The organism is Psychrosphaera sp. 1_MG-2023 (assembly GCF_030548245.1).
Taxonomy (GTDB): domain Bacteria; phylum Pseudomonadota; class Gammaproteobacteria; order Enterobacterales; family Alteromonadaceae; genus Psychrosphaera; species Psychrosphaera algicola.
Map to the genome: position 1 here is coordinate 21202 of NZ_JAUORW010000006.1, position 24935 is coordinate 46136.

The following is a 24935-nucleotide window of genomic DNA, read 5'->3' on the forward strand; positions in this document are numbered from 1 at the left end:
ACCACCTATAATTCCTGAGTCACTCTACCTCCCACATCCATGTGGTCGTCGGTTTTGTCTCCTGAGTCACTCTACCTCCCACATCCATGTGGTCGTCGGTTTTATCTCCTGAGTCACTCTACCTCCCACATCCATGTGGTCGTCAATAAAATGGGGATTTTGCAAATATGCGTACTAACTTAACTTTTGTTTTCTGGCTTAGAACCAGAGTTTGAAACCGTGTTTGTATCGACATTAAAATCGAACCATAAATCACTATCATGCAAAGGGGTTTCAATGGGTAAAAGAGGATTACCGATTTGAATTATTCGTTTTTTGTGGATTTGGGCTCGTTCAATATATTTACCATAATGTTTAGTGAATATCTCATTGAGCTTTCCGTTTTTAACCATCTTATCTAACCCGTACTCCAAACGTTCTGCAATCCTAGGTGTTTTGGGGGAGACAAAAATGTAGTAAGGCGATGGGATATATAATGCAATATCAGGCTCAATCATAATATTGGGTAAGTCTTTTTCGCGAACTTTGAGTTCATAGTAAATTTCATTTATTCCCCGCGGGATATAGTCAAATCGTCCTTTATCTAACATCGCAAATACGGCGTCATAGGAGAATGCATCTACTGTATTAAAATTTAAATGCTTCAATATAATTCGAGTCGTCCAACTTTTACGAACGCCCACTCGCATTTCTTTTAGACGATTAACTGTTGAAATACGTTTAAAGGTTTCTTTTTTATCTTTGTTAATCATCAATAAACGATAACTGAAAATACCCCTACGGATTGGAATACGGATAGGAATAACAGAGTCTTCCCATTCTTGATTGGTTAACGACATCGCTACGTTTAGAAATCGACCTTGGACTAATGACTTTAGCCGCTGGTGGTTTGGAATGGCACTTCCAGTGATTTTTACTTTGGACCGGCCGTATTTAATCTTACTTGCTTCTAAAGCAGCGTCAATAACCTCCCAGTTATACAGATGGCGTTGATCAGAGGCATTATGGCCACTATTTAGTTTTATTATATCTATAGGCTCAGCAGCGGCAAGAAAGTTTGAGAAAATAAGCAAACTTAAAATGAATACAAATGTGCATTTTGCCATAGCCCCCCCATAACTAGATTGTGATTAAACCTAAGTATAGTGGCAATATGGCAATTTCATAATTTTGAAGTGAAACTTTTATTTTGGATACCAAGTGGGCTTTAAACTGAAGATAAAACGCTACTAAAAACCATGTTAGTAGCGTTGAACTATAAATGAGTTATCGTATTTGAATGTATTGCCCTTTAAAGTTTTGTGTTTTAAATTCGATCACAGCGGTGTTTGAACCGTGTTTCTCTAAAATAATGCTGGCTTTTCCATCTGCTAACTCAATACTACTTGAGCCGTTTGGTGTGCCTTGGTGTTCGATTAACTTTGCGTTGCCATCTAGTGTAGAGAAATATCCACGGTCTTCGTAACTCGTTACTTGACGGCCATTTTCGTCAACAATTGTTGCTGTTACTTTATACGTTGTGTCATTAAGTTTGATATAGCTCAGTTCTATTTTATCTGGTTTACCGACATCGCCAATAAAATAAGACACGTTAAGTGAGTCTGTTACTTCCTGTGTGGTTGTTCGACCTACAACACTTAATCTATTTTCCCCTTCTTCAAAAGGAACTTTCCAGACTAAACCGTGTGCCGGAAATTGACCAAATACGCGGGTCTTTTTCCCCAAAGAAGTTCCGTTAAGCATTAATTCAGCATTGTCGGTGTTGCAATACACTTTAACTTTACGCCCATCTTTTGGTCCGTAACGTACAGTCCACGTTTTTGATTCAATGTAACAAAATGGTTCTTTAGCCCAATAACTAGCGAACACATAATACGCGTCTTTTGGTATTCCTGAGCGGTCGACAAGACCCTTCTGATTCACATATGGAATTGGATTTTCTGGTCGAAGTGGAGTGCCAAAATCTTTAAATGCCCATTGGGCATTGCCAATAAAACCTGGCAACGATTCTGATACACTTAGGTGCCAATCAAAAAGATTCACCATGTAATTTTCGTTCCAATTAGAATCCTTTGCGACACTTTTAACGACAGCTTGATTCATCGCTTCTGTTATAGAGACTTGAGCATCTTTTAACCCTTTGTCATCAATGGGGTTTTCTTCGTGACGGCCAACGTGACTTGAACCACCATATTCCATATGAATGAGGTTTGGGTGTTTTTTGGTAGAGGAGATAAGTGCCTTTTCATATTGACCATATGCACCTCCGTACCAACCAGCCCAAATCGAAGGTGAAAAGATATCGACGATTTTAGCAGCAGGGTAATATTTTCTAATTGTAGTGAAACGGGTGTTATCTAATGTTTTGATTTTATCATTCAGCTTCTGAACATAAGGAGTTATGATAGTTTCACTGCCGCCACCTGGGAAATCTTCTTCCCAATACATCTCATTACCAATCGACCAAAATGCAATACTCGGATGGTTTCTGTTTTGTAAAATTTGGCGTTCTAACAATGACTCAGTATTACGCTCCCATTCTTCACCACCTTTTCCTCCTCGGCACCATGGTAGTTCGTCCCAAAGTATCAGCCCTAATTCGTCTGCAGCGTCATAGACCACAGGATCCTGTGGGTAATGCCCTAAACGGACGAAGTTAACTCCAATGTCTTTCATTTGTTTCATGTCGGCTAAGTGTTGTTCGTTTGACAATGCTGCGCCAATGCCTGCATGTTCTTCGTGTCTATGAGTGCCCCTTAATAATACTCTCTGGTCATTTAGAAAAAATCCCGCCCCTTGTTTGAATTCAAACCACCTATAACCAAAGCGGGCGCTGGATGAAGCAATAACAGCGTTGTTTTCGTCGAATACGTTCACAATTAATGTGTATAGATTGGGTTGTTCAATAGACCACAGTTGTGGTTTTGGTACGGTATTAAGCGCTATTTTTTTCTCTGACTTACCTTTGTTGATTGTTAAGTCACTTGTTTGTTCGTAAACAAGTTCATTGTTAGGCCCGCGCAGCTCAGCCACAATTTTTGCATTAACAACTTTGTTTAAACCGTTAAAGTAGACCTTCATATCGGCATCTGCTTGTTGTTTACTGACATCCCTTAAATCAACAATCAGGTTATCAATATTCAGGTCTCCGCTTTGCAGTAACCAGACATCTCGAGTTATACCGCCAAAAATAAAAAAGTCGGATTTTTGTGATGGAATTAAATGAGGATTGTATTCATTGGTAACACGAACCATGACATCGGCTTTGTTATCACTGCCAATATAGTCTGTTACTTCAATTGTAAAGCCGATGTAACCACCAATATTAGACCCGGCCTTTTGGCCATTAACATAAACTTCGGTTTGGGTATTTGCTCCTTCAAAATATAAGTAGTGGCGAGGACTGTTAGAAACCAGGATTGTTTTACGATACCAACTTGCATCGCGTCGGTAGCCCGGCTGCGCATCAACTGTGTCGATTGCGTTCCAAGTGTGTGGTAGCGAAATAGGCTGCCAGTCGGAATGTTTTAACGCATCATTTACACTATTTGTATTGTTCGCTAGATATTGCCAATCAGCATTAATATTAGTCTTTGCAATAGCAAGAGTGTTGGCAAAAACTTGGCTTGTTATTAGCAAGCTTAAAAGGCCGGCAGTTTTAACTGCCTTTTTTACACTGTTAAGTAAGGTCGATTTTAATTTTACGAATTTCATTTTGATTACCTCGCCATCCAACCGCCATCAACCAACATAATGTGGCCATTGACATAGTTTGACGCTTTACTTGATAAAAAGAGTGTAGCTCCATTGAGATCAGCTGGTTCGCCCCATTCGCCACTTGGAATACGGGCGGTAATACTCGCATTACGATCTGGATCTTGGCGTAGCTGCTCAGTATTATCTGTAGCAAAATAACCCGGTGCAATGGCATTTACTTGAATGCCGTTATCAGCCCATTCATTGGCCAATGCTTTTGTTAATTGCGCTACACCGCCTTTACTTGCAGCATATGATGGAACTGTAATGCCTCCAGAAAAGCTCAAAAGTGATGCAATATTAATAATTTTGCCACTTTTTTGGGCCAACATATGTTTACCCACAGCACGACAAAATCGAAACACACCATTTAGGTTTGTTTCAATTACATCTAACCAGTCTTCATCAGAATGAGTTACTGCAGGGGCGCGTCTTATTATCCCTGCGTTGTTGATCAAGATGTCAATACGACCATATTTTTCCATTGTTGCATCAACGGTATCGATAATTTCATTCGGTTTTGACTGGTCGCAACCAAGACACAAATGATCGCCTGCGATGTCAGACAACAATTGTTTGGTGCGCAATATACTTTGCTCTGAACTTGCAACAGCAACAACACGTGCACCAGATTTAGCCAATGCAATGGCCATTGACTGTCCTAGCCCTCGACTCGCCCCAGTTATAACGGCGACTTTAGACTCGACGGAAAACAAGGAATTTATATATGGGTTCATGCTCATTCTCTAGTTGCTTGACTGTAATAGATTTGTGATCTCTGCTGCGGCTAATAATACAGCGCCGCTACCATATAATTGGCTGTCATTTTTAGAGGCAGAACCAGGGGCAAATGCAACCTGTTGAACCCAGCCAACTTGGCCTGATGGGTGAACATTAGAAACGATTGCATCCCAGCCTTTAGTGATTACTGGTAAATATGTTTGTTTATCCAAGTAACCATTATTTACACCCCATGCCATAGCGTAAACTATGAGTGCGGTACCACTTGTTTCTCGAGCAACTGAATCTGATGCATCAAGTAGCGAGCTTGGCCAGTTTCCCGATTCATTTTGCAGCGCGACAAGTCGTTTGCTCATACGAGTAAATAGAAATTCATATTTAGATTTGTTTTTAAAATCATCTGGTAAGTGGCGAAGCGTTCTTGCTATACCTGCTAATACCCAACCGTTGCCCCGACTCCAGTATATTTTTCGACCTTCATCATCACGTCTTTCAAAGTAGCGACTATCTCTCAGAAATAGTGATTCTTTTTCATCAAATAAGTATTCAGTTGTTGCCCAAAATTCAGAGTCCATAAATGTGAGATATTTGTTGTTACCACTTATTTTTGCCATATGTGCCCATACAGGTGGTGCCATAAAGATTGCATCAGCCCAACACCACCGATAAGTGCAACTTGGGTCTACAAATTTTCGACCATCTAAATACTCTGTGTATTTGTCATTGTTATCAAAAACGAGGGAATTTGTCTTTTGAGCAGCTAGCACTCCATCCAATACTTTTTTTGTCGGTGTGATTTGATATTTAAAGCCATATTTTTCATATAACTCTAGATACACATCCGAAACGGCATGGTCATCTGCATGGTAGAGCCTTGGTCCTGGCTTCCATTGATTAAGTTGAGACAGGTTTATTACCGCTTGTTCATATTCTTGTTGTCCAGATGCGGCAGCATATGCTTCAAGACCAATATGCAAAGTTGCGTACATCCAACCATTGGGAATTCCACTCGCACGACCCTCAGGACGCATCTGATTTGAACGGATATCAAACAAAGACAATTGATAGTCAGCAACTTGATTGGCAATTGTTTGAATATTATCCAATGAAAATTGTTTACTAAATTGCTGTTCAATTGTGGTTGGTGCTGCATATTTAACTGGAGCAGGCACCTTAGTGTGGGTTGGATCACTTATGTGTGCTGGTTCGTCTGCACAGGAAGCTATCGTTAATAGGCTTGCTATCATGCTGGCTGTCAGGCCAATTAGGTTACTTATTTTCATCTTCTTCCCTTCAATACGTCTTTTCATAAAAGAAATTATAAATTATTGGTAATGTGGTAATGCCAATTTTGATAGTGTATATTGGCTTTTATTGAATGTCTACACCTAAGGTAGAGGAACAAAATGACGTCATATACCTATAAAACAATGTTAGTAATTTCTATTTTTATCAGTGGCTTAGCGATAGCATCCGGGCCGTCAAAATGGCAAAAAATTGAATATATTACGAAAAATAATTTACCAATTACACGTGATAATGCAGAAATATGCCTACCACAGAGTCGTCTACCTTTTGCTATCGAGTCTATTTTTGCATTTGTAAATAATAGTCAAATCCCGACTCAGATTACAGATTGTAATGGTGATCAAATAGCCAATGAAATTCTACTGTTAGTTGATTTTGAAGCGAACCAAAGCCGTACCGTTACTTTGTATCACAATCCGAATGTTGGTGCGAATAACAACACTAACATTCGTACTCAAACTGAACTCGCAGTTAGAGTCGGCGGAACTCCGGGTAAGGACAATAAGTTGCAAGATGGTCAATATTTTTCAGTAACAAATTACACATTACCAGAACAACATTTTGTCGGAGATCGCTTATTTAAATACGAAGGTATCGGTATTGAATCAAATCAGATAGCTTACCGCTATTACTTTGATTACCGTGGCTCGATGGATGTATTTGGAAAAACCACGACAAAATTGGTTTTACCAATTGTCGGCGTTGATGGGTCCAATTATCATGAATTATCCGAATGGGGGATGGATGTCCTTAAAGTTGGCGCGTCTTTTGGTATCGGGACTCCTGGTAATTGGCATCAAGGACAGCTTACAAAAATGTCCGCATTTGATGACCTTAAAGTCCAGTTATCAAACGGCGTCAATACCGCGCAATTTACGCTTCAATTTTCCAACTGGTCCACACCTGCAGGTACAACAGATGCGACTGTAAGCTATTCGATGAATCACGGTGACGCTAAAGTAAAAGTTGTCGCAAAGTCGGCTCTAGAATTACCAAAATGGGTAACGGGGTTCGTAAATCACAACTTGGATTTACTGCAACCTGCAACGATAAATTCAAAAGGTTGGGCTTATATTGCCAGTTATGGAAAGCAGAGTTTAGCTGGTGATAATTTGGGGCTAGCCGTTTTCTACAAGTTAACGGACCGCTTAGAGAATTCCGCTGGGATACAGATTAGCCAAGACAACCAAGCTGTCGTATTGAATAGCCAAAACAATATGGTTTCTTACTACTTTATGGCGGATTGGCAAGGTGGCATAAATGGTAGTGCGACCCAAGAGCGCTTTATTGAGCGACTTGAACAAGAAGTTCAAATGCTAAATTCCCCCATTTCAATAACCTTAACAAACCAATAATTAAACCCAAATTTGATCTAAAAAACGAAGAGTATTTTACTATGAAAAATTTACACACAGCGGACATTGTTCGCTATAAAACTATGACAAATGAACAGCTTAAAGATTCATTCACTGTTAACGGCTTGTTCAAAACAGGTGAGTTGAATATCACTTATACAGATATCGACCGAGGTGTAGTTGGCGGAGTTGTGCCGGTAAATAAAGCAATTAATTTACCAGTATATAAAGAGTTAGCCGCTGATTATTTTTGTCAGCGACGAGAAGTCGGCATCATTAATATTGGTGCTATAGGTTCCGTTACTATTGACGGAACTCGTTATACCTTAAACAACCGAGACAGTCTTTATATTGGCCGTGGCAGTGTTGAAATTAGTTTTGAAAGTAATGAGGATTCAAATCCCGCCAAGTTTTACTTAATTAGTTACCCAGCGCACCAAAGCTTACCAACCAAATTAGTCACTAAAGATGAAGCAAACAAGCTTGAATTAGGTGCATCTGCAACTTGTAACGAACGAACCATTTATCAATCGATTTGTCCCGGAGTCGCAGACAGTTGTCAGTTAGTAATGGGCTTTACTGAGCTTGCTGAAGGCAGTGTTTGGAATACTAATCCGCCGCATACGCATGCTCGCCGGTCTGAAATATACATGTATTTTGATGTTCCAAAAGAAGAGGTGGTATTTCATTTGATGGGTGAACCTACCGAAATAAAGTCAATGGTAATGGCACCGGAGACAGCGGTGGTATCTCCTAGCTGGTCAATTCACAGTGGCGTAGGAACCGCTGCATATACCTTTATTTGGGCAATGGGTGGAGAAAACCAGGAGTTTTCTGACATGGATCATTTGAAGCTAAGTGAAATTAAATAGAAAATAATTGGTAAGGCCACTTGACAGTAAGGTTAATATGTTTAAATATTCATCTCGTGGATAACACGACACAACAATTTGAAATTGAATAATTAGAATAAATCAACGGGGAGATTTTCAATGTGGACTAAAGGAACAAACTCAAGTTCAAGGTTTTCAAAGAAAGCGGTAACAGTTGCGGTTGGTCTAATCCTAAGTGGATTTGGCACGCAAGTTATGGCGGCAGAAAACAACAAAGAAACAGCGAAAGATGACGATATCGAAGTCATAACAGTTAAAGGTTCATTTCGTGGCAATTTAGAGTCAGCGCTAAATGAGAAAAAAACATCGTCACAAATTGTTGATGGTATTTCTGCCGATGATATCGGTTCATTGCCAGCACTTGATATGGGTGAGGCATTACAAGCGGTAGCCGGTGTTCAGTTAAATCGAGAAGGCGACCGAAGAGAATCAAGTATTAACTTACGTGGCTTACCGTCTGGATTTGTTTTAACAACAGCAAACGGCCAATCAATTGCAACACCAACACGTAATACTTCAACATCGGCATATGGTGCAGCCAACCCATTTGGTGCTTTTGACCCATCTGTTTTTTCAGGCATCACGGTAGTTAAATCGTTATCTGCTGAAATGCCTGAGGGTGGTATTGCAGGGGTTGTCGACCAGCAGTTGCGTGGTGCATTAAGTCGTAAGGCGTATCTAAAAGCGCAAATAGGATTCAGAAACGAAGAATTGGCGGATTCAATTGAACCTGAAGCTGTTATCTCTGGTTCTACCCATTTAATCGAAGATGTATTAGCTGTTAATGCTACTTTAGCGTATTCCAAACAAACATTCCGCCGAGACGTTATTCGTATTAATGCCTATGACACGATTTCAAGCCAAAATTATGATCAAGGAACTGGCAATGTCGGTTCGCTAAATGATTGGAAAGCTGCTAATAACTTACCGGCGGATGCGATCATCCAAATGCCTGGTGAATATCGCCAGCAAAGTGAAACCAACACGGGTGACCGTTTGTCGTTTTCAGGTGGTATTGAATTTCAACCAACTGACGAACTTAAATTTGGATTTAATACCATAATGACAAGCAAAGAACTGGACGGTAGCCGTTTGGAACAGCTTGAAATGCGTTTAGATCAAAAAACGGTAGGTATAACGCCGTTGTCTGATTTTCCACCTAGAAATACCGGAGCAGTCGGTAAAGATGGTGAACCAATTTACGTATTATCTGGAGTCGATTTTAATAACGCGCGTTATTATTTTGATAATCGTCAAGATGCTCAAAAACAAGAATCAAACGCGTATTTGTTTGATGTTGAATGGCAGCGTGACGCATGGAAAGTTGATGCTAAATTAACACTATCAGACGCCGTTAACCAACGTGCAGAAGTATTATTGTCTTCAAGAATTAATGATTCAGGCGTCAACGGTCGTGTTTATACAGGTGAAGGCGATATCGGTGATTTTTACTTTGATATGGAAAATGCCAATAGCGCGATGGACTTTGACAATGCTAATTGGAATGTTAAAGACAAAGTGGCAAATACGGCGTTAGTGGGAGCTGATAATGGTTTGTACATGATCATAACTGGTAACTACGAGCAAATCGAACATGAAGCAAACTCGTTGGAATTTAATACAGAATATACGTTTGACGATTCATTTGTAACAAGTGTGAAGTTTGGTTATCGCTACGCTGAGTCTTCTCAAGATTCAACTTATGCTAAAGGGTCATCTGTCGGCGTCGACCCAACAGGCATCCTAACATCGGCTTCTATTACCGACCCGTCATATACTTCAGAAGAGTCATTTTTTGGTGGGCTAGCGCCAGGCTTTGTAAGCGCCGGAGAGGGCTGGCGTTCGTTTGACTTTGCTTCTATGAATGAAGGTCTTAAAAACACCATCAATATTAATGATGTTGGTGCATCTAGTGACGGTGAATTACCAGTTTACACGCCAATGGGTTATATCCAACGTGGTGGTCGCCAAGCTGATGGTCTAATTTATTCATCTTCACTAGAGACACATGCCCTTTACGGTATGGCTAATATTGAAGTGGACTTAGGTGATAGATTTATTACTGGTAATGTAGGTGGACGTTTTGTTGATTCTTCTACTGAATCAAGAGCGCCATTAGCAGGTCAAGGTGATATTAATAACCTAGACGAAGGTGTTTACCCAGACGATTATAGCCACTTTTTACCAAGTGCAAACTTTGCGGTTAACCTCGACGAAGATGAAGAGTTTATGCTTCGTATGGCTTATAACAAGAGTCTAGTTCGACCTGATCTACGTTCAGCTAACCCTTCAGCGAAATTTACATATATTCCTGGACTAGCGACAGTTGGACTACCAGGTGTTGGCATCAAGCCATTTGAAGCTGATTCATACGATTTGTCACTTGAGTGGTATAACCGTGAGGGCAGTGCAATTACGTTAGCTTTTTTCAACAAAGAAATCTCTAATCTATTTGATAGCGAAGGACTTTGTGACAGCGCTTCGTTGGAAGGTACTGGCGTAAATCTAGGTGTGTTATCACAACAAGCCGACGGTACATGTATCACAGATGGTAACGACAGTTTGTCTGACCCAACATTGCTCGAAGCTGGTGACGAAGTTCGAATGAACGGCTTGATTAACATTGAAGATACAATTTCTGTAAGTGGTTATGAGTTAGCTATCCAACAGAACTTAGATTTTCTACCTTACCCTTTTAATGGATTAGGTGGGGTACTTAACTATTCAAGTACGTCTCAAGATGAAAGCGACGAAGCACGTGTTCCTGGTATCTCTGATGAGTCATACAATGCAATCGCTTATTATGAGCAAGACAACTACGGGCTACGTTTTGCATATAACTACCGTACTGCATATGACTTAAGAACGACTGGCACAGCCAATGGTTCTAGTGACCGCAGTGTGAAAGCCGCGGGCCGCTTAGATGCTTCTGCTTATTATAACTTTACTGACGATTTAAGTGTGAGTTTCAAAGCGTATAACTTAACTGATACCTTGTATGAAGAATATCAAAACAATGAATGGCAACCACGCGCAACAAAATTTGCGGGTCGAGTTTATTCATTAACGATGAAATATAAATTCTTCTAAATAGGCATGCCGTCTTGGCCCTAGACGTAAAAATAAGGCGAACTATTTATTATGTTGTTGAAGTCAAAGCCGGTGATATTCACTGGCTTTTTTTTGCGCTGGATTTAATATGTTGTATTTTAACTAACTGGTTTTATTAGTACCCAAATTAGTCAAACAGCAGTGTAATTTCACGTTAGATTGTTAACCTGTTAGTAATCGGAAAAGCTGTCAGCGATAATTTGATTGGAAAAGTAGTGTTAGTTTGTTGAAAGTGTGGAAACATAGAGAAAACATCTAGTTTAAAATATGTATTTACTGACTTCACTTTTGTAATTCGATTTAAATTTGCGCTGATTAGCGTAATAGAAGCCCCTTTGTAGAATTATTCGAAAGTGGTCAAAATTACACTGGAGCTCTCAATTAGAGCTAACCTAAATCTTAAAAAGGACAAACTATATATGCATTTTAACAATACATAGGTAGGCCAACTTCTACTTATATATTAACGACGTTAGGCGCGTTGGCTATTGGAGTCATTGGTTATTTGATTGGCTTGTGGAATGCAGAGTTAGAGTTAATTGAAAAAGGCTACTATTTTTGCTGTATTCCTACTTGCTATGTTTTCAGCTGTAACTCTGCAGAAAACAATTAGAGATAATCAAGATGGGATCTCTGTAACAAAAGTCTTTTTAGGAATGTGTTGGATCGCTTTTGCCGCTGCAATCGCCTTACTCGTTATTGGGCTTGTAAATGCAACTTTATTGTTAAGTGAAAAAGGCTTCTATGGCATGTCATTTTTTTTGGCTTTGTTTGCCATTATAACTGTGCAGAAAAACATAAGAGATGTGTCTGTTGCAAATGATTACAACGAATCGAATAGCTCACTAAAATCAACCGGCGAACAAGACGTTGTAAATGATAATGATGATGTTAAAAATTAGCGACTAATAATAGCGGGAGGTCTTTAACCTCCCGCTTTTTTTATGGCTTGAACATTACTATTTCTAAACAACTGAGCTCAGGGCATCGCTAACTAAATACTGTATCTATAGTTGAAATTACACCATCATCGCTCATTTTAATAACATATTCGCTTATCTGGTCAATAGCGGTAGTGTTGTTTTTAATCGCCGCAGGAAACAACCCATCAATCTCCATTAGTTGATAAATTTTTTGTATCGGCGTTAATGTTTTATCACCACATATACCTTGCAGTTGCTGTACCATTGGATCGGACACCGCGTGAGTCTCTCCCAGCTCTGAAATACCCGATAGGTAACGTACCCAACCCGCTAAAACGAGGCACATGGGCTTAGACAAATAATCGTCTGCTAATAATTCCTGCATTGGGGCCATTATCCGTTGAGGTAACTTTTGCGAGCCATCAGTTGCAACTTGCTGAGTTTGGTATTGAATTTCATCATTCAAGAAGCGGTCAATAATGACATTGCCATAATCGTCAAAGTTAAAGTCCATTGACGATGACAAAGTTCGTTTCATGTCCGCCATCAATGCTCCAACTAATCGTCTTAATGTCGGGTTGGCAATTGCTTGATGAATAAACTGGTGGCCTGTTATTTTACCAAGGTAAGCCAATGCTGAGTGGCTGCCATTTAGATATCGTAGTTTTAGTCGTTCATACTGGCTGACATCCTTAACAAATAACGCACCGGCAAGGTCCCAAGGAGGCCGGTCACCATTAAAGTTATCTTCTATTACCCACTGCCTAAAAGGTTCGCTTGTCACTAGTGCGTTGTCGATAACTCCGTTGTTTAGAGTATAACTTTCAATATCGTTTGGGGTTACGGCCGGTACGATCCGGTCAACCATACTGTTGCTAAAACTGACATTAGATTTGATCCAACGTGCAAGGTCGGCATTTATTTTCTGGGCAAATTCTAAAATCGCTTTACCGGCCATTTTGCTATTGTCTGGCAAATTATCGCAACTGATAAATGTAAAACCTTTACCGTTTTTTTGCTGTCTAACTTGGCAAGCCCTAACAATAAAACCTACCATGGTTTTTGGGGTGTTTGGATTGTTTAGGTCATGTTGAATATCGGTATGAGCTAAATCAAGTCCAGTATTGCCCGGTAAAAGACAATAGCCTTTTTCAGTTATTGTTGCAGTAACGACCGTTATCGCATCATTTGATAATACGTTAACAACAGATTGTGGATCTTCTGGTGCAACTAAAACCTCTTGAAGTGCGCCAATAACCCGTGCTTGTTCCGTTTTATTGGATCTTTCAATAGCGGTATATAAATAGTCCTGTGCTTTTAAGCTGTCGCGCATACCGGCACTTCGAAGACTTACGGCAATTATCCGGTAGTTACCATCAGTTTGCGCCATCATATCTTCGGTAAAGGTTGCTTGATGGGCTTTATGAAAAGCGCCAATCCCAATATGCACAATTGACGCCGTGCGAGATGCAAAGTCATATTTGGGACGAACAACGGCTTTAGGTAATAAGGCCATCGTTGTAAGATTTAGAAGTTGGTTCATAATTAAAACCTATATGCCTTTTTGACTAAGTTGTAGGTCAAGTCGATGGCAACTTCAATTGCTTCGTCTTCTCTTAATCTGTGTTCGGCCACTAGTTTTGCTAACGCCGCGCAGTCTATTCTGCGGGCCACGTCGTGGCGCGCTGGAATAGACATAAAGGCACGAGTGTCGTCATTAAACCCAACCGTATTGTAGAAGCCAGCCGACTCTATTACTTGCTCTTTAAAACGCTTCATTCCCTCTGGGCTGTCATGGAACCACCAAGCTGGTCCAGCTTTTAAGGCGGGATAATGCCCGGCCAACGGTGCAATTTCACGACTGTAGGTTGTTTCGTCTAAGGTAAATAAAATAATGGTCAGATTTGGGTTGTTTCCATGTTTGCTTAATAAGGGTTGCAGTGCTTTAACAAATTCGATTTGCAGAGGAATGTCTGCGCCTTTGTCTGTCCCAAACTGCTCATACAATGGACGGTTATGATTACGGAAACAGCCGTGGTGCAATTGCATAACTAGCCCGTCATCAATACTCATCGTTGCCATTTCCGTTATCATTTGGCCACGGAATAATTCAGCTTCTGCAGGCGTAAAAGAAAGCGTTTTTATTTTCTGAAATAAATGTTCTTTTGTTGCCTCGTCGAGATCAGCGGTAAAAGCCGTTGGATGACTATGATCCGTTGCTGTCGCGCCACGCAATTTAAAGTGTACTCTACGTTGTCTAATTGCATCTAAATAGTCGTTAAATGTGGTTAGTTCTGAATTACACATGGTTGCGAGTTCAACCATGCTATTAGCAAACGTTGGGTGCTCAGGATCAGTAAAGTTGTCTGGCCTAAATGTGGTAATGACATTACCTTGCCAGCTACTTTCCTGAATCTTTTGATGATGCTTCAGTTGGTCAAGGGGTTGCTCAGTAGTTGCCAATGTCTCGATATTAAATCGGTCAAATAAGGCGCGTGGTTTATAGGCTTCAGTCGCTAGCTTAGCGTTTATGTGATCAAAATAATGACTGGCGTTAGCGGATGATAATGGTGTTTCAAGATCAAAAATATCTGAAAATACATAATCTAGCCACATACTACTGGGTGTTCCACGGAACAAATAATACTTGTCTGCAAAGGTTTGCCAAACACGTTGAGCCTGATCAATCGATAATGGACCCAGGCCTACACCCAAATCGGACAAAGAAATCCCCTGCGAATATAACATTCTGAACACGTAATGGTCGGGGACAATGAGCAACTCGGCTGCATTTGAAAAATTTTCATTTTCTGCAAACCAAGCTGGATCAGTATGCCCATGAGGGCTAATTATGGGTAATCCACTAATTTGCTGATATATGCGCTGGGCAATTTGTCGTTGTGTCACATCACTTGAAAACAATCGGTCTGGGTGCAAAAAAGAAGCCATGGTACAAACCTTATTTTAGTTGTTCTAACGCGTGCATAACGCCGCGTAATTCGGCTAAACCTTTCATTCGACCTTGGTACGAATAACCAGGTTTAACGCCTTCTGCACCAATCTCGTCTGCGAGTAAATGGCCATGATCTGGTCTCATTGGGATCGAATTGCCACTTGTTGTTTCGGCTTTCAAAAGGGCTTGTATTAATCCAACCATATCGTTGTCACCGCAGAGGTGCTCAGATTCAAAAAATGAACCATCCACTTCTCTAATAACATTTCTAAGGTGGACAAAATAAATGCGTTCGGCAAATGCGTTGGCCATGCAAACAAGATCGTTATCTCCACGTGCCCCATAAGAACCGGCACATAATGTCAGTCCATTTGATGAGCTAGGCACAGCGTCTATAATAGCTTGAGCGTCTGATTGAGTAGAAACGACACGCGGTAAACCAAATAGTGAAAACGGTGGATCGTCCGGATGTATACACATTTTAATGCCTGCAGACTCGGCGGTTGGCATGATCTCTTCTAAAAATGAAAAAAGATTCTGTCTTAATCCTTCAGTCCCTAATTCAATAAATTCGTTGATAGCAATTAAAATTGACTCGCGACTATAAGAGCCTTCGCCACCAGGAAGTCCGGCAATAATGTTTTTCTCCAGCTCTTCAACTTCTTTAGCATTCATATTATTAAGTCGAGTTTTAGCTTTGGCAATGACTTCTGGTTTGTAGTCATTTCTGGCATTTTTGCGATTTAAAACAAATACGTCATATGCAACAAAGTCAGTCATTTCAAAACGAAGTGCAAAACTCTTATTGGGCAATTTGTAGTTTAGATTGGTGCGAGTCCAGTCAACCACCGGCATAAAGTTATAACATACCGTGTCGACCCCGGCCTTACCGAGATTGATCAATGTTTGATTATAGTTTTCAATATACCGCTTAAAATCACCGGTACGTGTTTTTATATCATTGTGAACAGGTACGCTTTCTACCACTGTCCATTCTAGACCTGACGCTTCAATTAGTTTCTTTCGGTCGACAATGCTTTCATATGTCCAGCATTCACCCGTTGGGACTTCATGCATAGCAGTAACGATGCCCGAAGCACCCGTTTGCACTATCATGTCTAAAGTAATTGAATCGTTTGGTCCAAACCAGCGCCATGTCTCTTTCATAATATTCTACTTCCACCGTAATAATTTAAATATTGGTAAGGCCACCTGTCAATTTAACCACATGTACGTCGAATTTTGCAAACAGAAATATCGATTTTCATTAAATAGACGACAAAAACCACAATGATTTCGGCTTAAGTGTTTGAAAATATTAGATAAATATATAACCACTCGCTTATGCTAAGTGGTTATACCAAAGAAGAAATAGTGAGGGGATATACTATTTTTTACTAGAAAAGTAAGTTGCCGCGGCGTCCGAAGCACCTTCGATATGAGCTTTCATTGCGTTTCGAGCTTTTTCTGGGTTGCGTTTAGCAAGCGCGTCGACAATACGTTTATGTTCATTAATAGAAGGATGGATGCCTTCTTCACGTAGTCTAGCCATAAATGCTTTGCTCAATGCTGACTGATTTCTAAGCTCCCAAAGCCACTTAACAATCGCGCTGATCGCTGAGTTTTGGCTGGCTTCGGCAATTAACATATGAAACTTCATATCGGCTTTTTCAGAGGCGTCTGGGCGTTTCTCTTCCTCTTCCATTTCTTTAATGGTTTGATTTAATTCTTCAAGTTGTTCTTCTGTAATTCGGGCCGCGGCTAAGGCGCAAGCTTCGGCTTCTATAATGTATCGAGTATCTAAAACCTCAAACGGGCCAACCCCTTCGTCAGATAGCGCTAACTCAGGTTTTTGCTCAACTACATAAATACCAGAACCTGTTCTTATCTCTATTATTCCCGCTATTTCCAAGGCGATCATAGCTTCACGAATTGTTGGGCGGCTGACGCCTATTTTTTCTGCTAACTCACGTTCGGACGGCAGTCTATCACCTGGTTTTAGTTCACCTTCCTGTACTAACCTAGAGATTTGTTCGGCCACCTTAACGTATAACCTTTGAATTTTTATGGTTTCGAGTTCCACAATTCTTTTCCTTTAAAACACTTGAGAAGCTTTGATATCGCTGTTTCTAACAAATTATTGAATGCTTAATATCGCTAACAATAACACGAGAAACAATAAAGTTGTTGAAATTTTTAGTGTCAGTGTAATATTATGGTCAGGTGGCATGACCAATTAATCTTGGTTTCGCTTTTGGTTTGCTGTAAGGTGAAGGCAAAAGTGGGTTTACCAAAAATTCAAAGTTAGAGGGCCGTATGCGATCAATTTTCAAAAGGTATGTAGTACGAGTAATTACAGTGCTAACCCTAATAGGGGGAGCCACTAGCTGCACTGATAAAGGGGAAGTGAATAAAGTCATTAGACTTGCACACGGGCTAGATATTAATCATCCAGTACATTTAGCGTTAAAACATTTCCAAGCTGAACTGCTTGAATTATCGGCTGGGCAGCTTAACGTTCAGATATTTCCAGCTGGGCAATTAGGCACAGAACGTGAAATCATTGAATTGATCCAATTTGGAACTTTGGGTATGACCAAGGTCTCGGCAAGCTCACTCGAAGCTTTTGTTCCTAAGATGAAAGTTTTTGGACTGCCCTATTTATTTACCGATCAAGAACATTACTGGCAAATTCTAAACGGGCCAATAGGTGAATCGTTACTTGCTGAGGGAGAACGGTTTCGAATTAAAGGGCTTGGTTATTTTGACGCTGGCAGCCGAAGTTTTTATGCGACCTCTGCTAAAGTTGAAGCTCCCAATGACTTAGCAGGGCTAAAAATTAGAGTCATGAATAGTCAAAGTGCCGTCAATATGGTGAATACCATGGGCGGGGCTGCGACTCCGGTGTCGTGGGGTGAGCTTTATACAGCATTGCAACAAGGAGTTGTTGACGGCGCTGAAAATAATCCGCCAAGTTTCTTTTACTCTAAGCATTACGAAGTCAGCCAATATTATGTGCTCGACGAACACACTTCTATTCCAGACGTTATTATAATAGGTACCCACTTATGGCAACAACTAAATGCCGCGCAAAAAAGCTGGGTTCAACAAGCGATGAAATCGGCGACTGAGTTTCAACGACAATTGTGGCAAGAATCGACAGAGATGGCGCTTCGTGAAGTCAAAAAACACGGTGTTAACGTCATTATCCCCGACAAAGCTCCCTTTAGAGCGAGTGTTAAAAAACTTTATCAAGATATAACCAACCCAGAAATCAGCTCGTTGGTGACTGCAATTCAACGTGAGGTAGTGGCCAAATGAATCTATTAACTTTGTTCTGTGACGTCATCGGTAAGTTTGTCAGTAAATTTGTTGCAGGTTTACTTGTGATTTTGATAGTCGACGTATCGTGGCAGGTTATCACGCGATTTTTACTCGAACGTCCAAGCTCTTTTACTGAAGAAATAGCCAGATTCCTGCTGATTTGGATCAGCATGTTAGGGGCTGCCGTTGCCTATCGTCATGCGGATCATTTGGGATTTGATTTATTGGTAAGCAAAACTAAACCAACAACACAGACTATTATTCGAAAAATGAATGCGTTGCTCGCGCTGATCTTTGGGGTTGTAGTGTTGTGCATTGGCGGTGGTAACGTGGTTTACATTGTTTACTCAATGGAGCAGTTTTCATCCGTGTTGGGCATAAACATGGCTTATATCTATATGGTGTTGCCAATTGCGGGATTGTTATTTGTGTTGTTTGCTTTGGAACGTTTTATGTCGACAACCGACGCATTATCAAACGAACCAAATAAATCATTATCGGACGACCAAAAGGGAGCTCAAAATGACTGAGTTATTATTGTTTGGCGCTTTTTTCGCGCTGTTACTACTAAATCAACCTATAGCCATTGCCATTATCATTGCGACATTTGTTTCAATGGTGGCGTCGATTGATGTATTGCCGGCATTAACAACTATTGCACAGCGTTTAGTTGCAGGGGTTGATAGTTTTGCTTTATTAGCGGTTCCGTTTTTTATTTTATCAGGTTATTTAATGGGAAGTGGCGGTATTGCAAGTCGGTTAATCGACTTTGCGATGGCGTTAGTTGGCCGTTTACCTGGTGGCTTAGCCTATGTAAATGTTATTTCCTGCGCCTTGTTTGGGTCTATTTCCGGTTCGGCGGTTGCAGCGACATCAGCGGTTGGCGGGTTTATGATCCCAGCGATGGAAAAGTCCGGGTATTCACGACCATTTAGTTCCGCCGTAACGGTTACTGCGTCAACGGTAGGGATGTTAATCCCACCGAGTAACATACTTATTATCTATTCACTTGCTAGTGGGGGGGTATCAATCGCAGCGCTCTTTATAGGAGGTTATTTACCTGGTTTATTAGTGACTTTTTTATTGATGACTGCCGCAGCGATATATTTAAAACGCACTAATCAAGTGCCTAAAAATACCATAGCGATAAAGCCGTTTTGGACTGCTTTTATTGGTGCGATCCCATCTCTTGCTCTAGTGGTGTTAGTTATAGGCGGGATTATTTGTGGCTTTTTTACCCCGACAGAAGCGGGTGCTGTTGCCGTATTGTATTCCTTTGTACTCGCGGTATTTGTTTATCGACAAATTAGTCATGATGATATTTATCCTTTGTTATTACAGGCCGTTCGAACCACATCAATCGTTATGTTGTTAATCGCGGCTTCTTCTTCAATGTCGTGGTTGTTGTCGTATCAGGCGATACCACAAGCCATATCCAACTTTATGTTGGCGTTGTCTGACAACCCGCTTTATATCTTGTTAATTATCAATTTAGTTCTGTTGGTGATTGGAACATTTATGGATATGACACCTGCGGTGTTGATATTCACCCCAATATTTTTACCTGTTGCTGAGTCATTAGGTATTTCGCCGTTGCATTTTGGGATCATGATGATCTTAAACCTTTCAATTGGATTATGTACGCCGCCAGTAGGCAGTGTGTTATTTGTCGGTTGCAGTATAGGGAAAGTCTCTATTGCCGAAATTGTCAAACCAATATTGCCATTGTATGCAGCTATGGTTGTGGCGTTAGGTTTAGTGACCGCGATACCGGCAATAAGCGAGTTTCTTCCAAATTTATTAGGTTTATAGGAGCAGTTACGTGAAATCAATTGTCAGTTTTGGCGAATGTATGGTGGAGTTGCGGACCGATAAAAACGGTCAAATCCAACAAGGTTTTGCCGGTGATGTTTACAATACCTGCGTGTATTTAAAACGACTGTTTCCAACATTAAGTGTTGAATTTGCAACGCAAGTTGGTCATGACGTGTTAAGTCAAAATATGCTGTCACGTTTTGCAGCTGAAAATATTGGCTGCCAATTTATCACTCACAGCGTGACAAAAGCGCCGGGGTTATATTGGATAAATACTGATGAGGAGGGGGAGCGAACATTTACTTACTGGCGGAATGATTCAGCGGCGCGTTCATTTATAGCGGCGATAGACGAAACTTTGGTATCCGGATTAAAACAAAGTGATTGGCTGTTTATTTCCGGCATTAGCTTAGCAGTGATCCAGCCTGAATTACGTGACATGTTTTGGCAGTTAGTAAACCGGCTTAAAGATGGTGGGGTTAAGGTGATATTTGACCCTAATTACCGACCTAAATTATGGAACTCAACGGATGAAACAAAGCTGCAATATGCAAAAGCATTCGAGATGAGTGATATGGTATTACCGGGGGTTGAAGATTTAGAATCACTATATCAACTGGATACGATCCCCGACATTATCCGTTTTTTAGCGCCATTTAATATCGATGAAATTGTGATTAAAAATGGTCCAGAAAAAGTCTATACCATTTCTCAGGGCAAGTTATGCAAAGTCGCCATTATTCCAGTCGATAATGTAGTTGATACTACCTCAGCAGGCGATTCGTTTAATGGGGCTTATATTGGTAATCGTCTTAATGGTATTGCAATTAAGCAGTCTGTTTTGATGGCGGCTAAAGTAGCAGGGTTTGTCATTCAGCATCCTGGCGCGATTGTCGAGCGCGACACTTTTAATCTATTTAAAGCAAGTTTGGAGGCAAATGATACGACGCACCCAACTTAGTTTCACTATTCGTACAAAAAGGGCTTAAACAAGCCTAATACATATTTGTTCAGTCAATATCTCCTATAGTCAAAACGCTTACGTGGCGGCTAGGGGAGAGTCACACCTAAAGTTAGGAGGAAACGTGGTTAATATCGCATTCCCAAGAGAAAATATCGAGTTTGAAAATCGTTGTTCATTGTTGCCTCAAAATGTCGCGGCCTATAAACGGTTAGGCATGGAAGTCCTTGTTGAGTCGGGGTTAGGTAAAGGGGTTTACATCTCAGATACTGACTATGAGCAAGCTGGTGCGACGGTACTGCATACGAAAAAACAAGTGATTAGTGGCGCTGACATTGTAGTGACGCTCCATAAACTCAATCATGAGCAGGTCAAAAACGTACAACCAGGTGCGTTAGTGATCAGCTTTTTAGATCCCTTTAATGAATTTGATTTAATCGACACATTTTGTCACCAACAGATCACAAGCATTAGTGTCGAAATGCTGCCACGAATTAGCCGTTGTCAAAAAATGGATGCGCTTAGTTCACAGGCAAGTTTGGCCGGTTATGTCATGGTGCAAAAAGGCATGCAATATTTGCAAAGTGTTATGCCGATGATGATGACTCCTGCTGGAACACTAAAACCAATGAAGGTATTTGTCATTGGTGCAGGTGTTGCCGGACTGCAAGCAATAGCAACAGCGAAACGACTTGGTGCACAAGTCACGGCTTTTGATACACGTGCCGTAGTCGCAGAGCAAGTGCAAAGTTTAGGGGCAAAGTTTTTGGAAATTGATTTAGGCGAAACGGCGCAAACGGCGCAAGGATATGCAACGGCATTAACCCCTGAGCAAATGGCCATTCAACAACGCGAACAAGCTAAATGTATTGCTAGTTCGGACTTGGTGATTACTACGGCACAATTGTTTGGTAGAAAACCACCTGTGTTAATTAAGCGTGATGTTATTTGTCAAATGAAACCAGGCAGTGTCATTGTTGATATGGCAGCTGAAAACGGTGGCAATGTTGAAGGTGCAGTCGCCAGGGATGTCGTCAATGTTGAAGGTGTTACCATTGTAGGTACCGGCTTTTGGGCAAATGACGTTGCCCGTGATGCATCACAAATGTACTCAAGCAATATTATCAGTTTAGTTTCTGAATGTTGGGATATAGAAACTCAAACGTTACCAATTGAATTGCAGGATGAAATCCTTAAAGCGGCTGTCATCACTCACAAAGGAGTCATTGTTAATCAGACGATTGCCGACTTTTATGAGCAGCAAGGCAAAGTGCAATTAGTAACAACAGAAAAGCCACAATACGATACTGGTGCAGTTTCACAGGCTAACTCCGCAACTTCTACTCTCACAAATAATTCTAATGAGGTGGCGTAATGACGACCATTTATCTTCTTTTTATCCTCCTACTATCGGTTGTTGTTGGCTTTGAGCTTATTCGTAAAGTGCCAGCCACTTTACATACCCCATTGATGTCAGGAGCTAATGCGATTTCTGGTATTTCGTTACTTGCGGCGATGTCACTCGCTGGTGGCGAAATGGGGTCGTACTCGACATATTTGGGGGCATTTGCAGCGTGTTTAGCAACAATTAATGTGGTGGGTGGTTATATGGTTACCGATCGCATGTTAGCCATGTTTAAAGCGAAGTAAGGAATACGTTATGGATATGAATATTTTGATTAATGGTGTGTACGTTATCGTTGCAGCACTATTTATTATGGGTCTTAAATTACTTGGACACCCGTCAACGGCTCGTAAAGGTAATCTAATTTCGTCGATTGCTATGTTAACTGGGGTTATTGTTACCTTGTTAGATCAAGCCATTGTGTCTTATGAGTTGTTATTAGTAAGTATGTTGATTGGCTCAATCGTTGGTGCTTATGCTGCAAAAAAAGTCGCAATGACATCCATGCCAGAGTTAGTGTCGTTATTTAATGGTATCGGCGGTTTAGCGAGTGTGGGCGTTGCCTGGGCAAGTTTAATGACTGATGGGATTTCTAGTTTTGTTGTGTTTGTTAGCTTTTTAGCATTGGTTATAGGTGGCGTAACGTTCTCGGGATCGTTGCTGGCCTGGGGCAAATTGAGCGAACGCATTGCCGGGCGACCATTGGTTTTTAAAGGCCAAATTATAGTAAATGTGGCTGTGTTGACTGTAATGGTGGCAGGGGGAACTCAGCTTCTGAATTCACCACAATCATCAGACATCCAATGGCTGATTTTTGTAACAGCTTTAGTTTTAGGTTTATTAGTCGTTATGCCAATCGGCGGCGCTGATATGCCTGTGGTTATCTCATTATTAAATAGTTATTCCGGTATAGCGGCGTGTGCTGCGGGATTTGCGTTGCAAAATAATTTGCTCATCGTCGCCGGCGCTTTAGTGGGCGCCAGCGGCATTATTCTGACCAATACTATGTGTAAGGCAATGAATAGGTCGTTAAAAAACGTGCTTGTTTCGGGCTTCCAAAAAGTAACAAGTAATTCAATAACACTTGAAGGCGAAATTAAACCTATTAGTGCCGACGATGCCTATTACATTTTGGAAGCTGCGCAATCTGTAGTTGTTATTCCAGGTTATGGGATGGCGGTAGCACAAGCACAACATGCAATGAAAGAGTTGCAGGTGTTGCTCGAAAATAACGGTGCTGAGGTCGCTTACGGTATCCATCCGGTAGCTGGCAGAATGCCGGGTCACATGAATGTTTTGTTGGCTGAAGCTGACGTTTCATACGAACAACTTTTTGAAATGGACGAAATAAACCCTCGTATTGACGGTTTTGATGTGGCAATCGTTATTGGTGCTAATGACGTCGTTAATCCAGCCGCTCGTGATATGGAAGGCAGTCCTATTTACGGAATGCCGGTCATTAATGCGGATTTAGCAAATACCGTATTTGTCTTAAAACGAGGCATGGCAACAGGATTTGCTGGTGTTGATAATCCGTTGTTTTTTAAAGAAAACACGCGAATGATTTTTGGCGACGCAAAAGAAACCTTAAATGGCATTATCAGACAATTTGCAGACTAAGTTAATTGCGGATCAGCTCCAAAAATAATTAGTTAGAACAGGGGGAACTCGGAAGTTACCCCTGTATTTACAGTGCAAACCTTTCAATCGAGTTGTTTGTAAAGTTAAACAAACCCAAAACACACATAAATTTAGGGAGCCATCATGTCTCAATTTTCCGAGCTGTTATCGGGGCAAACTGTTTTGCCAATAATCCAGACGTCATCAGTTGCTGAAGGGGTAAAAATTGCTGAATGTATGTATGAAGGCGGACTTCGTTTAGTCGAAGTTGTTTTGCGTACTCAAGAGTCATTGGCGGCGTTACAAGCCATAAAATCAGAAATACCAGACTTGTGCGTCGGTGCAGGTACAGTCACAAATGCTGAATTGCTGACTAAGGCTCTGCAAGCAGGGTCCGATTTTATCGTTACTCCTGCTGGGTCAGCAACGTTGTTAACAAACCTTTCAGAAACAAATGTCCCATGTTTACCTGGGGTGTCGAATACCGCTGATATTTTGTTAGCTCGGGAATTTGGGTTTACCGAAATGAAACTGTTTCCAGCATCGTTATCGGGAGGTGCTCCTTTTTTATCAGCGGTTTCGAGTGTGTTTTCAGACGTAACATTTTGCCCAACAGGTGGTGTAACCGCGACCAACAAAGCTGACTACCTGTCTTTAAACAATGTATTTGCTGTTGGTGGAACATGGATGGCGAAAAGCGAATGGGTGACAGCAAAAAATTGGCAAATGATTATCGACTCTTGTCGCAACGCAAATAAGTAATCTGGAGT

At 40.9% G+C, this 24935-nt stretch carries 20 protein-coding genes; 12 read left to right on the top strand and 8 right to left on the bottom strand.

Going from position 1 to position 24935, the window contains the following annotated elements:
* Positions 1–179: 179 nt before the first annotated feature.
* The 4 genes from Q4575_RS06985 to Q4575_RS07000 form a co-directional block, all read right to left on the bottom strand.
* A complete protein-coding gene (locus Q4575_RS06985) occupies positions 180–1106 on the bottom strand; it encodes an ABC transporter substrate-binding protein (RefSeq protein WP_215963931.1) in 927 nt (308 codons plus the stop codon).
* A 160-nt stretch (positions 1107–1266) separates the two neighbouring features.
* Positions 1267–3714: a glycoside hydrolase family 2 TIM barrel-domain containing protein gene (locus Q4575_RS06990; protein WP_303521886.1), complete on the bottom strand. Its 2448-nt coding sequence runs from the start codon at positions 3712–3714 to the stop codon at positions 1267–1269.
* A gap of 5 nt (positions 3715–3719) precedes the next feature.
* Positions 3720–4493, bottom strand: a complete 774-nt coding sequence (locus Q4575_RS06995; RefSeq protein WP_252736585.1) for an SDR family NAD(P)-dependent oxidoreductase — start codon at positions 4491–4493, stop codon at positions 3720–3722.
* Positions 4494–4502: 9 nt separating this feature from the next.
* Positions 4503–5780, bottom strand: coding sequence for a glycoside hydrolase family 105 protein (locus tag Q4575_RS07000; RefSeq protein ID WP_215963929.1), 1278 nt, complete (start codon positions 5778–5780; stop codon positions 4503–4505).
* A gap of 123 nt (positions 5781–5903) precedes the next feature.
* Here Q4575_RS07000 and Q4575_RS07005 point away from each other — a divergent pair, with 123 nt between their 5' ends.
* The 4 genes from Q4575_RS07005 (at position 5904) to Q4575_RS07020 (ending at position 12066) form a co-directional block, all read left to right on the top strand.
* Positions 5904–7160: a DUF4861 family protein gene (locus Q4575_RS07005; protein WP_303521889.1), complete on the top strand. Its 1257-nt coding sequence runs from the start codon at positions 5904–5906 to the stop codon at positions 7158–7160.
* 41 nt (positions 7161–7201) lie between these two features.
* Positions 7202–8032, top strand: a complete 831-nt coding sequence (kduI, locus tag Q4575_RS07010; protein WP_215963927.1) for a 5-dehydro-4-deoxy-D-glucuronate isomerase — start codon at positions 7202–7204, stop codon at positions 8030–8032.
* Between the two features lie 120 nt (positions 8033–8152).
* The gene (locus tag Q4575_RS07015; protein ID WP_303521891.1) at positions 8153–11143 is read left to right on the top strand and encodes a TonB-dependent receptor; all 2991 of its coding nucleotides are present in this window, start codon (positions 8153–8155) and stop codon (positions 11141–11143) included.
* Positions 11144–11703: 560 nt separating this feature from the next.
* Complete coding sequence (locus tag Q4575_RS07020) at positions 11704–12066, top strand: YiaA/YiaB family inner membrane protein (RefSeq protein WP_252736583.1); 363 nt, start codon at positions 11704–11706, stop codon at positions 12064–12066.
* Between the two features lie 88 nt (positions 12067–12154).
* On the opposite strand, the gene Q4575_RS07025 is transcribed toward Q4575_RS07020, so the two are convergent.
* From Q4575_RS07025 to Q4575_RS07040, 4 genes are all read right to left on the bottom strand, one after another.
* Positions 12155–13630 carry a mannitol dehydrogenase family protein gene (locus Q4575_RS07025; protein WP_303521894.1) on the bottom strand — a complete coding sequence of 492 codons (1476 nt, stop codon included), beginning with the start codon at positions 13628–13630 and terminating at the stop codon, positions 12155–12157.
* 2 nt (positions 13631–13632) lie between these two features.
* Positions 13633–15036: a glucuronate isomerase gene (gene uxaC, locus Q4575_RS07030; protein WP_215963925.1), complete on the bottom strand. Its 1404-nt coding sequence runs from the start codon at positions 15034–15036 to the stop codon at positions 13633–13635.
* 10 nt (positions 15037–15046) lie between these two features.
* Positions 15047–16207 (bottom strand): mannonate dehydratase, encoded by a 1161-nt coding sequence (gene uxuA, locus Q4575_RS07035; protein ID WP_215963924.1) that lies wholly within the window; start codon positions 16205–16207, stop codon positions 15047–15049.
* 220 nt (positions 16208–16427) lie between these two features.
* On the bottom strand, positions 16428–17123 hold the full coding sequence (locus tag Q4575_RS07040; protein ID WP_215963923.1) for a FadR/GntR family transcriptional regulator: 696 nt from the start codon (positions 17121–17123) through the stop codon (positions 16428–16430).
* Between the two features lie 233 nt (positions 17124–17356).
* On the opposite strand from Q4575_RS07040, the gene Q4575_RS07045 reads away from it, so the two are divergent.
* The 8 genes from Q4575_RS07045 to eda all read left to right on the top strand — a co-directional run bounded on the left by Q4575_RS07045 (position 17357) and on the right by eda (position 24927).
* Positions 17357–18361, top strand: a complete 1005-nt coding sequence (locus Q4575_RS07045) for a TRAP transporter substrate-binding protein (protein ID WP_215963922.1) — start codon at positions 17357–17359, stop codon at positions 18359–18361.
* Positions 18358–18894 carry a TRAP transporter small permease gene (locus Q4575_RS07050; RefSeq protein WP_215963921.1) on the top strand — a complete coding sequence of 179 codons (537 nt, stop codon included), beginning with the start codon at positions 18358–18360 and terminating at the stop codon, positions 18892–18894. Before Q4575_RS07045 ends, Q4575_RS07050 begins: the two co-directional genes overlap by 4 nt.
* Complete coding sequence (locus Q4575_RS07055; protein WP_303521898.1) at positions 18887–20176, top strand: TRAP transporter large permease; 1290 nt, start codon at positions 18887–18889, stop codon at positions 20174–20176. Before Q4575_RS07050 ends, Q4575_RS07055 begins: the two co-directional genes overlap by 8 nt.
* Before the next feature lie 10 nt (positions 20177–20186).
* Positions 20187–21140, top strand: coding sequence for a sugar kinase (locus tag Q4575_RS07060; RefSeq protein ID WP_215963919.1), 954 nt, complete (start codon positions 20187–20189; stop codon positions 21138–21140).
* Positions 21141–21264: 124 nt separating this feature from the next.
* On the top strand, positions 21265–22515 hold the full coding sequence (locus Q4575_RS07065) for an NAD(P) transhydrogenase subunit alpha (protein ID WP_303521900.1): 1251 nt from the start codon (positions 21265–21267) through the stop codon (positions 22513–22515).
* On the top strand, positions 22515–22790 hold the full coding sequence (locus Q4575_RS07070; RefSeq protein ID WP_215963917.1) for an NAD(P) transhydrogenase subunit alpha: 276 nt from the start codon (positions 22515–22517) through the stop codon (positions 22788–22790). Before Q4575_RS07065 ends, Q4575_RS07070 begins: the two co-directional genes overlap by 1 nt.
* A gap of 10 nt (positions 22791–22800) precedes the next feature.
* Positions 22801–24165, top strand: a complete 1365-nt coding sequence (locus Q4575_RS07075) for an NAD(P)(+) transhydrogenase (Re/Si-specific) subunit beta (protein ID WP_215963916.1) — start codon at positions 22801–22803, stop codon at positions 24163–24165.
* Positions 24166–24309: 144 nt separating this feature from the next.
* The gene (eda, locus tag Q4575_RS07080) at positions 24310–24927 is read left to right on the top strand and encodes a bifunctional 4-hydroxy-2-oxoglutarate aldolase/2-dehydro-3-deoxy-phosphogluconate aldolase (protein ID WP_303521906.1); all 618 of its coding nucleotides are present in this window, start codon (positions 24310–24312) and stop codon (positions 24925–24927) included.
* Positions 24928–24935: the final 8 nt, after the last annotated feature.